Genomic DNA, 13,481 nt, shown 5'->3' with positions numbered 1-13,481 from the left:
AAACGCCTCTTCTCATGAGGCGGTTTTTTGCTAATTAGCGTTTTTTGATTTCTTCTAGGAGAATCTTGTTGACCATCGGCGGGTTTGCTTGTCCCTTCGATGCTTTCATGATTTGTCCGACTAAGAAACCAATCGCGCGGTCTTTTCCATTTTTAAAGTCTTCGATAGATTGCGGGTTGTTATCAAGTGCTTCTGTCACAAGTTTGAGCAGAGCACCTTCGTCAGAAATTTGGACAAGTCCTTTTTCTTTGACGATTGTTTCTGCGTCTCCCCCATTTTCAATCAGCTCTTTAAATACTTTTTTGGCAATCTTAGAAGAAATCGTTCCTTTTTCGATGAGCTTGATCATGCCAGCCAGGCCTTGCGGCGTTAGCTTTGTATCTTCCAGCTCTTTTTGAGCTGAGTTTAAGTAAGCAGATACTTCGCCCATTAGCCAGTTTGAAGCTTGCTTCGCTTCTGCACCTTCTGTAATGGTTGCTTCAAAGAAATCAGACATTTCTTTTGTCAGTGTCAGCACCATCGCATCATATGCAGGAAGCCCTAGATCATCAATGTAACGTTTGCGGCGCTCGTCTGGAAGCTCTGGGATCGACGCTCTTACACGTTCTTTCCACTCGTCATCAATGTACAGCTCCACTAAATCTGGTTCTGGGAAATAGCGGTAATCATCAGAACCTTCTTTGACACGCATCAGAATCGTCTTTTTAGACGCTTCATCATAGCGGCGCGTTTCTTGTTCGATTAAGCCGCCAGAAAGCAATACTTGCTCTTGACGTTTCTCTTCGAATTCAAGACCTTTTTGTACGAAAGCAAATGAGTTCAAGTTCTTGAGCTCTGTTTTCGTTCCAAACTCTTCACGACCGATCGGACGAAGTGAAATGTTGGCATCACAGCGCAGTGAGCCTTCTTCCATCTTACAGTCAGATACGCCTGTATATTGAATAATGGATTTTAGTTTTTCTAAGTACGCATATGCTTCTTCTGGTGTGCGAATGTCTGGCTCAGATACGATTTCAACAAGCGGTGTGCCTTGACGGTTGAAATCGACAAGTGAATATCCGTCGCCTGTATGCGTCAGTTTACCTGCATCCTCTTCCAAATGGAGACGCGTAATACCTATTCGTTTCGTTTTGCCTTCTACTTCAATTTCAATCCAGCCATTTTCACCGATCGGTTTATCAAATTGAGAAATTTGATACGCCTTTGGGTTATCAGGATAGAAGTAGTTTTTACGGTCAAATTTTGTATCTGTTGCGATCTCGCAGTTTAGCGCCATTGCTGCTTTCATTGCAAAGTTCACCGCTTCTTTGTTCAACACAGGCAGTACGCCAGGATATCCAAGGTCGATGACACTTGTTTGCGTGTTGGCAGCTGCACCAAAAGGTGTCGGCGAGCTGGAGAAAATTTTTGATTGTGTTTTTAGCTCAACGTGGACTTCAAGTCCAATTACCGTTTCAAAGTTCATTCTGATTCACCCCTTACAGTTCAGGTTTTGCTTTATGATGATCTGTTGCTTGCTCGAAAGCGTGAGCCACGCGGTAAACCGTTCCTTCATCAAAGTGCTTGCCAATGATTTGCAGTCCTAACGGAAGACCGTTTGCAAATCCACAAGGCACACTGATTCCTGGAACGCCTGCAAGGTTCACAGGGATCGTTAAAATATCGTTCGCGTACATCGTTAGTGGGTCGCTTGTCTTTTCACCAATCTTAAACGCAGGAGTTGGTGTTGTTGGTCCTACAATGACATCATACTTTTCAAAAACATCTTCGAAGTCTTTTTTGATCAATGTACGGACTTTTTGCGCCTTTTTATAGTATGCATCATAATAACCTGAGCTAAGAGCGAATGTGCCAAGCATGATGCGGCGTTTCACTTCGTTTCCAAAGCCTTCAGAACGAGTATTTTTATATAAATCAATTAGGTTTTCTGCATTATCTGTACGGTAGCCATAACGAATGCCGTCAAAACGCGCAAGGTTTGCAGATGCTTCTGAAGAAGACAGCAAGTAGTAAGTCGCAAGCGCGTATTTAGAATGCGGAAGAGACACTTCTTCCCAAGTTGCACCAAGTCCTTCTAATACTTTTAACGCTTGAAGAACAGACTCTTTTGCTTCCTCACCAACGCCTTCTCCAAGGTATTCTTTTGGCACAGCAATTTTCATGCCTTTGATGTCTCCAGTTAATGAAGAAAGAAAATCTGGGACGTCGACATTAGCACTCGTTGCATCCATTTGATCTACACCAGCAATCGCTTGAAGAACATATGCGTTGTCCTCTACGTTACGCGTAATCGGCCCGATTTGATCTAATGAAGAAGCAAATGCGATTAAGCCATATCGAGATACACGGCCATACGTTGGTTTCAGACCTACAACGCCGCAGAATGATGCCGGCTGGCGAATCGAACCACCCGTATCTGATCCGAGTGAAAATGGTACTTCACCTGCTGCAACTGAAGCTGCTGAGCCGCCACTTGATCCACCTGGAACAGTGTTTAAATTCCAAGGGTTTTTCGTTGCTTTGTAGCCTGAGTTTTCTGTAGAAGATCCCATTGCAAATTCGTCCATATTTAATTTACCGATTGTGACTGCTTCCGCATCTCTTAAACGATTGACAACCGTAGCATCATAAATTGGATCAAAGTTTTGCAGGATTTTACTTGATGCAGTTGTACGTAAGTCCTTTGTGACGATGTTATCTTTCACACCGATTGGCATACCAAACAATAGACCAAGCTCGTCCTTTTCACCAACTGCCTCGTCCAATTCCTTTGCATACGCACGAGCTTTCTCTTCGTCCAGTGCAAGGAATGCTTGTACTTTCCCGTCTACTTCATTGATTCGTTTATAAGACTCGTCCACTAAATCAGAAACAGACAGTTCCTTTTTATGTAAAAGCTCTTTTAATTCAGAAATTTTGTGATCAAACAGTGACATGCCTCAGGCCTCCTTTAGTCCAAAATTGATGGCACACGAATATAGCCGTCTTTATGATCAGGCGCGTTTTTGATAACTGCCTCAATGGAAAGACCTTTATTCGGAACATCTTCTCTCATGACGTTTTTCATTTTTAATACGTGTGTTGTTGGTTCAACGTTTTCCGTATCTACCTCGTTTAACTGCTCTGCAAATGAAATGATGCTATCAAGCTGTTCTGTAAACATCTCAGCTTCTTCTTCTGTAATTGCAAGCCGTGCCAAATGCGCCACGTGCTTTACTTCTTCTATTGAAATTCTAGACATGCAGGTTCACCTCCAAAAATGATACGTGTTCGTGGTCATGATCATAAGTCATATACACTTTATCATATCAAATTTTACTGTTCTAAAGCAACTTTACACAGGCTTGAGAAGGTAGCCATTCACCCCAAACCAGAAAGTGTGAAAATAATTTGTATCAGAGATTAAATATTTATCAGAAAATTTTTTCTTTTAAATGTTTTTGGTAGCGCTTACATATAGATTCTCATCAATCATTTACGCATTTTTTTACGTAAGAAAGAGGTTTAAGAAGGTTGATCAGCAGGGAATACTCTGATAGGTTAAGTAACCATAGCAGTGAGCAGCCAGACGAATTGGATGTTCTTGTATATTTTGAATGAGGTGATGTCAAATTAATACGAAAAAGGTGATATGGAAACATGAGTATTGAGATTGGAATTTCTCTATCTATTTATTTTATTGGAATGCTGGCCATTGGCTGGTATGCATTTAGAAAAACAAATGACTTGAATGATTATATGTTGGGCGGACGCGGGCTGGGTCCTTACGTGACAGCTCTATCTGCTGGTGCTTCAGATATGAGTGGCTGGATGCTCATGGGACTTCCAGGTGCGATGTATACAACAGGGCTTTCGTCAGGATGGCTTGCTGTTGGTTTGATTAGTGGTGCTTACTTGAATTATCTATTTTTAGCTCCGCGCTTACGATCGTATACTGAGGTTGCTGATGATGCGATCACCATTCCAGACTTTTTTGACAAACGATTTAAAGATTCTTCTACTTTATTAAAAGCTGTCTCAGCTGTTATTATTATGATTTTCTTTACACTGTACACCTCATCAGGTATGGTATCTGGCGGTCGTTTATTCGAATCTGCGTTTGGTGCCAATTATATGTTTGGTTTAATTTTAACCTCTAGTATCGTGATCTTATACACTTTATTCGGCGGCTTTTTGGCAGTTAGCTTAACTGATTTTGTTCAAGGAGCTATTATGTTTTTAGCATTAGTGCTCGTGCCGATCGTTGCCTTTACTCAATTAGGTGGCCCAATTGCCACATATCAAGATATTCAACAAATTGATCCAAAATTGCTTGATATATTCAGAGGAACGAGCGTCATTGGCATTATTTCCTTCTTAGCATGGGGCCTTGGTTACTTTGGACAGCCGCACATTATTGTTCGATTCATGGCCATTACGACTGTAAAAGATTTAAAACCAGCACGTCGTATCGGTATGAGCTGGATGATTGTGTCTGTTATTGGTTCATTATCTGTTGGATTAGTCGGTGTCGCTTATGTACATGAGACTAGTACTACTTTAGCTGACCCAGAAACCATTTTTATCGTGTTTTCTAAGGTGTTATTCCATCCGTATATTACTGGATTTTTACTCTCTGCTATTTTAGCTGCGATTATGAGTTCGATTTCGTCACAGCTGCTTGTGACTGCAAGTGCAATGACAGAGGATTTATACCGGACTTTCTTTAGAAGAAAAGCGTCAGACAAAGAACTAGTGATGATTGGACGTATGTCTGTATTGGTCGTTGCCATTATCGCGCTTTGTCTTTCACTTAATCCAAGTGATACCATTCTTGATCTTGTTGGTTATGCTTGGGCAGGCTTTGGATCTTCATTTGGTCCAGTCATCCTTCTATGCCTATATTGGAAGCGAATGAACCATCACGGTGCACTAGCAGGAATGGTTGTTGGGGCAGTTGTTGTCTTAACATGGATTTCAACCGGCTTGAATAATACAACTGGCTTGTACGAAATGGTTCCAGGATTTATTTTAAGTGGTTTGACTGCCATCATTGTCAGCCTCTTGACCAATAAACCATCTAAAGCTTCTAAAAAGCTGTTTACCAAAATGGAAAATCATCTTGAAGAAGAAACAAAATAAAGAACATGAGGGGTCATCTGCGTTAAGTGGATGACTCTCTTTTTTAAATAAAATGCTTTTCTTTCTCCCATTTCTGAATAAAATAGAAGTTGTGCAGCCATATGGGCTGTGAGAGGATCATATACATGTTGTGAAACGTACATGAAGTGAAGGAGCGATACGCATGTTTTGGACGATTGAATGGGATACAGTCTTAAAGTTAGCCGTAGCCACCTTAATCGGTTTGATTATTGGGCTCGAACGAGAGCTGAAGAAAAAGCCGCTCGGCTTAAAAACGTGTATTGTCATTGCTGTCAGCTCCTGCGTGTTAACCATCATCAGCATTGATGCAGCCTACAATTTCCCTCGAGTCTCTAGGCTTCAAATGGACCCACTCAGGTTACCGGCGCAAATTATATCTGGTGTTGGTTTTATTGGAGCAGGTGTGATTCTGCGAAAAAGCAATGATGTCATCTCAGGTCTCACGACTTCTGCGATGATCTGGGGAGCAGCAGGACTTGGGGTTGCAACAGGGGCAGGATTTTATAAAGAAGCCTTCCTCAGTCTTTTCTTTATTCTGATTAGTGTCGAATTTCTACCGTGGCTCTTCCAGCGGATTGGACCGATTCGCTTACAGGAAAAAGAAATCCGCATCAGAATGTCTCTTTCTGATCGAAACCGTATGACGGATATCTTAAAAGAAATGAAAGCCCTCAATATTCGCATTCATTCTGTTCGTATTGATGATTTAACAGAAAAGAACTACCCGATTATGGAAGTACGCGTACGCGTGCATAAAGATCGCTATACAACTGATGTGTATTTTGATATTAAAGATCTAGAAGGCGTCGTTGGCGTCAAGTGTGATACGGTATAAAAAAACCCCTTGCTGTTTGTACAGCAGGGGAGGTTTTTTATCGGGCAAGCTGATAAAAATCAAAAGGTGTAATTGGTGTTTTTTGTTCAATTTCCTTTCGAAAACATGTCAGCATAGCCTTTTCGTCAGAAGACATTGTTTGGAGATCAAATGCTTGATGTAAAAGCCCATAAATAAGCATATGACGCAGCATAAGAAAATCAGGTATTGTTGCCAGCCACGCGTCATCAAGCTCATTCTCCTGTCGATAGCCTTTTAGAAAATGACTCATAAATTCAGCAGTAAATTCGGCTTTATCCTCATATGGAATCACCGGATACCATAGAACATTGTATAGCAAAATACTAATATCATTGATAAACCAGTGATACCCAATATCATCAAAATCAAATGCAATAATTTCTCCTTGATGATAATGAAAGTTTCCGTGATGTAAATCGGCATGCACCAACCCATAGACATCCTTAGAGATTCGGAGCTGGTGAAGCTTTTGCATCAGTTCATCTTTTCTCTGCAACACAACCGTTTGATCAGAAGGAATATATTTATCAAGCTTTAATTGTTCCTCTTCATACCATTCTTGGCGCTTATAGCGAGGATCTTTCACCTGATATTGTTTTGTTGTTTGATGCATGCGCCCTGTATAGGCACCTAACGCTTCAAACAGCTTGCCATTCCAATCTCCTTCATTCACTTTTCTACCCGGTGCTTTTTCATACACACGAAGTAAAAAAGCGCCTCCAGCTTGATCAGGAATGGTTTCAACATCTTTTCCTCTTGCTGATGAAATCGGCTTTGCTACAGATATCCCATGGTGAGATAGGTACCGAAGCCAGTCCATTTCTCCTAAAATATATGTGGGAGATCGGCGAATGGTATGAGTAATTTTTAGTATATAATTCTCCCCATTCATTGCCTTATATTCATACACATAATTTTCTGCATCGGCTAGAAATGTGACTTGGTCTAGCTGAAAGTCATACAAGTGAGCCGCTTTCTTTAAGACTTTCTGTTCATCATAACGTGCTTTTACTTCTTTATGCATGCTGATTCTCCTTTTATCGTCTTTTTAAATATTCACGACGGTAATCAGCATTATACGAGCATCAACATACCAGCCTTTCCTTTTGGAGTCTACTTCTACTTTGACAAATGTTTAGAAAATCCTTTTATTTAGTCATATATATGGACGGTTGGTTCTTTGTCTTCAGCATTTTTCGTGATCAAGGCTTCTTGTTGATCTGAAGATGTGATGTTAATTTCGATATTGGTACTCTTATAGTAATCCATTACTTCACCTGTTAAATATTGCGTGAAAGCTACGACTTCCGTTTTTCCGTAGAACTGCATTGGAATTTCGACTTTCATTTTTTGCAGGTTGCCGTCTTTGTAAAAGCCTTTTCCTACGACACCCGTGTAATTCGGGAAATAGTCTTCAACTTTTGTTTTGAAGCGGTCAAATCGCTCGGAATCATCTTTGTAGTTGCCTTTCGCATTATCTGAAGGGAAGAAGACATTCTCCTCTTTGATCGTATCCCAATTGCCGATATCAGCTGAGCCTGCTTTCACATCTGTTTTAGCAATAAAGTTTCCTGGCACGATCGATGATTTTGGTGCTTGCTTATAAAGGGCAATCATGACAGGTACTTTTTGCAATCCATCCATTTGACGAATTCGTTTGATCACTTGTTCAGCAATTTTTTCGCCTTCTGACAGTAGTTTCTTTGAATTTTTCGAAGAATCGATCGTTACTTCTTGCTGAGGATCACCGATATTTTCACGGTAATAATAAACAGAGTTCAGCGCAAGTCCAATGACAACCCCGCCAAGCTGTAAGCTATTTTTATCTTTTCGAATTAAGTAATTATGCTCTAGCATCGAAGCTAAGTAAATTGGACTATTTTCATTTTTAGACTTTGTTGAACCTGAGTTCGGAAGAGCAGGATTTAAGCCTAGATTCTTAAAGTCCTTATCTTCTTTTTCTGCCTTTTTCAAATCACTGCCTGTTTTTTTGCGCGCCAGCCAGCCTAGAACGGTGTCCTCATCTAAATGCTGTCCTTCTTGGAAAAGGTAATCGTTTGTATTAAATGACTCTGTTGCGAGACGCATGAGCCCTGTTTCAAATTCATCGATGTCCAAGCGTGTGTTGAGACGCTCTGCTGTTAATCCTCTTGCAGCCCCTTGTTTAAACGGCAGCACCATTTTGTAATAAGAGTCAGAGATATTGTACATCGGGATGATGGCTGTTTCTTTCGTTTCATCCGTTTTTTGTGTGACCTCTTCGTCTTCCTTTCCCCCAAAAGGTGCACACGCTGACAATACCAGTGTGAGCATTGTCAGCAGCAATAACAACTTTTTCAATAGAAAACACTCCTCTTATTTCTTTAGCTCCTCGAGCATTTTAGCTTCGTCCCAAATTTCAATATTAAGTTCTTCTGCCTTTGTCAGCTTACTTCCCGCTGCTTCTCCGGCAATGACTAAATCTGTTTTCTTACTCACACTACCTGCCAGTTTACCACCTAATGCTTCGATCGCTGCTTTTGCATCGTTTCGTGCCATTTCTTCTAATTTCCCTGTCAGCACAATGGTTTTGCCTGCAAAATAGGAATCACTTTCTTCAACCTTCACCGGTTTTGGTCCTGTATAGGTCATATTGACCCCAAGCTCTTTTAGTTCATTTAGCAGATTGAGAATTTCTTCTTTTTCAAAGTACGTGACAACAGCATCAGCCATTTTTTCACCGATTTCATCAACTTCGAGTAATTGTTCTTTCGTCGCTTGCTTTAATTGATCGATATCACCGAAATGCATCGCCAAGGTCTTTGCCGCTTTGGAGCCAATAAATCGTATACCGAGTCCAAATAATAAACGCTCTAGAGAGTTTTCTTTCGATTGCTCAATCGAACGCAGTAAATTGTCGACAGATTTTTCGCCCATTCGCTCAAGTTGAATGAGTTCTTCTTTCGTTAATCGGTAAAGATCGGACACACGAGAGACAAGCTGTTCTTTGAAAAGCTGTGTAATGACCCGCTCGCCAAGCCCATCAATGTTCATTGCATTGCGGGAAACAAAGTGAATGAGTCCCTCACGTATTTGGGCAGGGCATTCTGGATTGATGCAGCGTAAAGCCACTTCACCTTCGATTCTCACCAGCTCACTATGACACTCTGGGCATTCCGTCGGCATGTGAAACGGCTTTTCTTCTCCTGTACGCTGATCGATCAGTACACCTGCGACTTCTGGAATAATATCTCCCGCTTTTTTCACAATCACTTGATCAAAAAGGCGAATATCCTTTTCTTTGATCAAATCTTCATTATGAAGAGACGCTCGTTGTACTGTCGTTCCTGCTACTTTGACAGGCTCCAGGATCGCCGTTGGTGTGATGACACCTGTACGCCCGACACTTAGCTCAATATCAAGTAGCTTTGTCACGACCTCTTCAGCTGGAAACTTGTACGCAACAGCCCAGCGGGGACTTTTAGCTGTAAAGCCTAGCTCTTCTTGCTGAGCTAACGAATCGACTTTGATCACAATTCCATCGATTTCATATGAAAAATCAGCACGCTTCGTTTTCAGTGTTTCAATGAGCTCGATCACTTCCTCAATCGTTTGGCACGTCCGTCTTTCTTTGTTCGTTTTAAAGCCAAGTTCATCGAGAAGATCGAGTCCTTCGCTTTGCGATTCAACACCAATTTCATCAAGCTCCGCTATACTGTAGACGAAGATATCAAGGTTTCGTTTCGCCGCAATTTTTGTATCAAGCTGACGAAGTGAGCCGGCGGCCGCATTACGCGGGTTCGCAAACGGCTCTTCTTCGTTTTGTAATCTTTTTTCGTTTAATGCTTCAAAAGAAGGTTTTGGCATAAATGCCTCGCCTCTCACTTCAATAGACAAAGGACGTTTGATTTTGAGTGGGATCGAACGAATGGTTTTGAGGTTTTCAGTAATATCCTCACCCGTTGTCCCATCTCCACGAGTAGCACCTCGAACAAACACGCCATTTTCATAACGGAGAGAAACAGCGAGTCCATCAATTTTCAGCTCGACATTGTATGCGATATCGTCACCGACTGCTTGACGAACCCGGCGGTCAAAATCAAGAAGGTCCTGTTCATTAAACGCATTCCCAAGGCTGAGCATCGGTGTGCCATGACGCACTTTTTGGAAGGCGTCTAACACAGCGCCTCCTACTCTTTGTGAGGGAGAGTCCGCTGCTTTTAAATCAGGGTGCTCTTCCTCTAAAGAGATCAGCTCACGCATTCGCGCATCATATTCAGCGTCAGGAACACTTGGACGATCCAGTGTATGATATTCGTAGTTGTATTGGTTCAAAATCTCGTGCAGTTCCTCGATCCGGCGTTTCGCTGCTTCTTTATCCATCTGCTTCTTCCTTTCAATTCATCCGTTTTATAAGTTCTACCAGTTTATTGCTTCTCAATTGGCGCAAATGCTGCGAGAAGACGCTTAATGCCTGTAGGGCTTGGGAAGGCAATATCAAGCTCTGTACTGTCTCCACTGCCTTTTACACTGACAACCGTTCCAACGCCCCATTTTTTATGAGCAGCTTTATCGCCCACAGCCCAGCCAATACTTCCGCCGCCTGTGTTTTGAATGGTTTGAGTTTGCGGACGTGAGACAGGTCCCCGTCTTTGCGGTCGTTCTCTTGTTTGGCCAAATGGTGTTTTGGTTTCTTTTTTCTCATTTAGGTTGTCCAATAAATCGGCTGGTATTTCTCGAATGAATCTTGATTCAAGGTTCATGTTTGTCCGGCCGAAGAGTGTTCTCATCTTGGCACTTGATAAATAAAGCTCTTCTTCCGCACGTGTGATGCCTACATAAGCAAGGCGGCGCTCTTCTTCCATCTCCGCATCTTCCATTAATGAACGGCTGTGCGGGAAGACACCTTCCTCCATGCCCATTAAGAAGACAACGGGGAATTCTAGACCTTTTGCGGCGTGAAGCGTCATTAAAATGACCGCATCCTGATCTTCTTCCTCATTTTCATCCAGCTTATCGATGTCTGCGACAAGGGCAAGGTCTGTCAGGAAAGTCACAAGGGACTTGTCTTCATTTTGTTCTTCAAAGTTCTTAGTCACAGAGAGAAACTCGTCAATATTTTCTAGACGACTTTGTGCTTCAATCGTTTTTTCAACCTTTAGTGCTTCACGATAGCCTGTTTTCTCTAGAATTTCTTCTGTTAGTTCTGTGACAGATAAATAATCCTGCATATTGGTCATTTGATCAATGAGCTGTTTAAATTCATCAAGCGCATTGGCTGCCCTTGCACTGAGTCCAATGAAATCTACCTGAGCAAGTGCTTCAAACATAGACAGATCATTCATCTCGGCATATGCCGCAATTTTATCAACAGAAGTTGCACCGATTCCGCGCTTTGGTACGTTAACGATTCTTGCAAAGCTAATGTCGTCATCTGGGTTAGCTACTAGACGTAAGTACGCCAAAATGTCCTTGATCTCTTTTCTGTCATAGAACTTCGTGCCGCCGACAATGTTGTATTGAATGTTTGACTTTAATAATGTTTCCTCTATGACACGAGACTGGGCATTGGTCCGATAAAGAATCGCAAAATCGGATAATTTACGCTTGCCGCTCTGATGAAGCTGATGAATCTTTCCAGCAACAAATTGTCCTTCACCGAATTCATTATCTGCACGGTAATAAGCAATCTTCGCTCCTTCATCATTTTCTGTCCAAAGATTTTTCGGCTTACGGTTTGAATTGTTTTGAATCACTGTGTTTGCAGCATTCAAAATACGTTTAGTCGATCTATAATTTTGCTCAAGCAAAATCACTTCACTGGACGGATAATCTTTTTCAAAGGAGAGAATGTTTGTAATATCCGCTCCGCGCCAGCGATAGATGGACTGATCCGAGTCACCGACAACACATATATTTTGAAAACGTTGAGCGAGCAGTTTCACAAGCATGTACTGCGCTCTGTTTGTATCCTGATACTCATCGACATGAATGTATTGGAATTTTCGCTGATAATGTTCTAATACTTCAGGGATGCGCTCAAACAGACGAATCGTCATCATAATAAGATCATCAAAATCGAGTGATTGGTTCTTGAGTAATCGTTTTTGATAATCTGTGTAGACATCGCTGACCACTTGATCATAGAAATCACCAGCTGTTTTGGCGTATTCCTCTGCGTCAATGAGTTCGTTTTTTGCACTACTGATTGAACCTAAAATGCTACGTGGATCAAACTTTTTAGGATCGATATTTCGTTCTTTTAAAATGTTTTTAATGACTGAAAGCTGATCAGATGTGTCTAATATAGAGAAGTTGCGATTCACACCAATACGGTCAATATCACGTCGTAAAATGCGCACACACATGCTGTGGAACGTAGAGATCCATATATCATCCGCACCAGGCCCTAAAATGGCTTGTACACGCTCACGCATTTCACGTGCTGCTTTATTTGTAAACGTAATCGCTAAAATGTTCCACGGAGCCACATGCTTTTCTGCCATTAAATAAGCAATTCGATGTGTGAGCACCCGTGTCTTTCCGCTTCCTGCTCCTGCCATCAAGAGTAGCGGACCGTCAGTTGCTTTGACCGCTTCTTTCTGTGCGTCATTCAGCCCTTCTAATAGATGATTCGATATTTCATTCATTCCATTCACCGCCAATTCGAACTTATGTTCTATTTTAACCCGTTTCATCTTGTTTGACTATGATGATTTTTTGACTGCGCTCACTGTCTTTAATGCTTCTTTGAAATTGTCATAAATGACGTTTCCTACAACAACCACGTCCGCATGCTGCGCAAAATCTTCTGCCTGTTTTGCGTTTTCAATGCCCCCGCCATAAAAAAGAACCGTATCAGAAAGCACAGCTTTCGTTTCTTTCACTAGCTCTATATCTCCAAGCGTTCCGCTGTATTCTAGATAAAAAATGGGCAGCTTCATCAAATGCTCTGCCACTCTTGCATATGCTCTTACGTCATCGATGTCCAGTGCTGTATTTGCTTCTGTAAGCTTGGCCGCTTTACATTCTTCATTTAAAATCACATAGCCTTCAGGCACGATCTCTTCCATTGACATCAAATCACCGAATTCCTTCATCGCGTCCTTGTGAAGCCCAACAATCCAATCAGGATGAGAGCTGTTTAAGACGGTCGGAATGAAATACAGATCAAAGCCCGGCACAATCATTTCATGTGTTGAGATTTCAAGCACACATGGCACAAGAAACCGGCGGACCTTTGACATCAATTGAAGCACGTTGTCCTCTGTCACATTGTCACTGCCGCCAATCAATATCGCATCCGTACCAGATTCGCAAATCGCCTCCAGCTGTTCATCGGATATTTCTTTATTTGGATCGAGTTTAAAGACATGCTTCCACTCGGTAACATCATACATGAAAAACGTTCCTCCATTCGTTTCATTCCATTTAAATATTATAACAAAATCAGTGACCGCAAAAAATGGGTAACCTCCTTCAGCTAAAAGTTTCATTCTTTTGA

General features: G+C 41.7%; 10 protein-coding genes. 2 read left to right on the top strand and 8 right to left on the bottom strand.

Features of this window, described 5'->3' with window-relative positions:
* Positions 1–34: 34 nt before the first annotated feature.
* The 3 genes from gatB to gatC are packed head-to-tail and all read right to left on the bottom strand — an operon-like array spanning position 35 to position 3,241.
* Entirely contained in the window at positions 35–1,465 is a 1,431-nt protein-coding gene (gene gatB / locus NKR21_RS03595; RefSeq protein ID WP_144456718.1) for an Asp-tRNA(Asn)/Glu-tRNA(Gln) amidotransferase subunit GatB, read from the bottom strand.
* Positions 1,466–1,478: 13 nt separating this feature from the next.
* Positions 1,479–2,936: an Asp-tRNA(Asn)/Glu-tRNA(Gln) amidotransferase subunit GatA gene (gene gatA / locus NKR21_RS03590; RefSeq protein WP_044141558.1), complete on the bottom strand. Its 1,458-nt coding sequence runs from the start codon at positions 2,934–2,936 to the stop codon at positions 1,479–1,481.
* 14 nt (positions 2,937–2,950) lie between these two features.
* Positions 2,951–3,241, bottom strand: a complete 291-nt coding sequence (gatC, locus tag NKR21_RS03585) for an Asp-tRNA(Asn)/Glu-tRNA(Gln) amidotransferase subunit GatC (protein ID WP_003213898.1) — start codon at positions 3,239–3,241, stop codon at positions 2,951–2,953.
* Between the two features lie 398 nt (positions 3,242–3,639).
* On the opposite strand from gatC, the gene putP reads away from it, so the two are divergent.
* Together putP and NKR21_RS03575 are read left to right on the top strand one after the other, a co-directional pair.
* The gene (gene putP / locus NKR21_RS03580) at positions 3,640–5,121 is read left to right on the top strand and encodes a sodium/proline symporter PutP (RefSeq protein WP_012009183.1); all 1,482 of its coding nucleotides are present in this window, start codon (positions 3,640–3,642) and stop codon (positions 5,119–5,121) included.
* Between the two features lie 163 nt (positions 5,122–5,284).
* Positions 5,285–5,977 carry an MgtC/SapB family protein gene (locus tag NKR21_RS03575; protein ID WP_012009182.1) on the top strand — a complete coding sequence of 231 codons (693 nt, stop codon included), beginning with the start codon at positions 5,285–5,287 and terminating at the stop codon, positions 5,975–5,977.
* Positions 5,978–6,014: 37 nt separating this feature from the next.
* On the opposite strand, the gene NKR21_RS03570 is transcribed toward NKR21_RS03575, so the two are convergent.
* From NKR21_RS03570 to pcrB, 5 genes are all read right to left on the bottom strand, one after another.
* Positions 6,015–7,022, bottom strand: a complete 1,008-nt coding sequence (locus NKR21_RS03570; RefSeq protein WP_144456721.1) for a phosphotransferase enzyme family protein — start codon at positions 7,020–7,022, stop codon at positions 6,015–6,017.
* 128 nt (positions 7,023–7,150) lie between these two features.
* The gene (locus NKR21_RS03565) at positions 7,151–8,338 is read right to left on the bottom strand and encodes a CamS family sex pheromone protein (RefSeq protein WP_144456723.1); all 1,188 of its coding nucleotides are present in this window, start codon (positions 8,336–8,338) and stop codon (positions 7,151–7,153) included.
* A gap of 15 nt (positions 8,339–8,353) precedes the next feature.
* Positions 8,354–10,360 (bottom strand): NAD-dependent DNA ligase LigA, encoded by a 2,007-nt coding sequence (gene ligA, locus NKR21_RS03560; RefSeq protein WP_088001825.1) that lies wholly within the window; start codon positions 10,358–10,360, stop codon positions 8,354–8,356.
* 44 nt (positions 10,361–10,404) lie between these two features.
* Entirely contained in the window at positions 10,405–12,627 is a 2,223-nt protein-coding gene (pcrA, locus tag NKR21_RS03555) for a DNA helicase PcrA (protein ID WP_012009165.1), read from the bottom strand.
* A gap of 57 nt (positions 12,628–12,684) precedes the next feature.
* Positions 12,685–13,377 carry a heptaprenylglyceryl phosphate synthase gene (gene pcrB, locus NKR21_RS03550; RefSeq protein ID WP_041816135.1) on the bottom strand — a complete coding sequence of 231 codons (693 nt, stop codon included), beginning with the start codon at positions 13,375–13,377 and terminating at the stop codon, positions 12,685–12,687.
* Positions 13,378–13,481 lie beyond the last annotated feature (104 nt).

This window comes from Bacillus sp. 1735sda2 (assembly GCF_024159245.1).
Classification (GTDB): domain Bacteria; phylum Bacillota; class Bacilli; order Bacillales; family Bacillaceae; genus Bacillus; species Bacillus pumilus_O.
Note: the sequence above shows the minus strand (reverse complement) of the source record. Positions and strands in the feature narration are given on the sequence as shown.

Coding starts and splice junctions, on each gene's coding strand:
- NKR21_RS03575 (WP_012009182.1), top strand. CDS start 5,285: ATGTTTTGGACGATTGAATGGGATACAGTCTTAAAGTTAGCCGTAGCC.
- gatA (WP_044141558.1), bottom strand. CDS start 2,936: ATGTCACTGTTTGATCACAAAATTTCTGAATTAAAAGAGCTTTTACAT.
- putP (WP_012009183.1), top strand. CDS start 3,640: ATGAGTATTGAGATTGGAATTTCTCTATCTATTTATTTTATTGGAATG.
- ligA (WP_088001825.1), bottom strand. CDS start 10,360: ATGGATAAAGAAGCAGCGAAACGCCGGATCGAGGAACTGCACGAGATT.
- gatB (WP_144456718.1), bottom strand. CDS start 1,465: ATGAACTTTGAAACGGTAATTGGACTTGAAGTCCACGTTGAGCTAAAA.
- pcrB (WP_041816135.1), bottom strand. CDS start 13,377: ATGTATGATGTTACCGAGTGGAAGCATGTCTTTAAACTCGATCCAAAT.
- NKR21_RS03570 (WP_144456721.1), bottom strand. CDS start 7,022: ATGCATAAAGAAGTAAAAGCACGTTATGATGAACAGAAAGTCTTAAAG.
- gatC (WP_003213898.1), bottom strand. CDS start 3,241: ATGTCTAGAATTTCAATAGAAGAAGTAAAGCACGTGGCGCATTTGGCA.
- pcrA (WP_012009165.1), bottom strand. CDS start 12,627: ATGAATGAAATATCGAATCATCTATTAGAAGGGCTGAATGACGCACAG.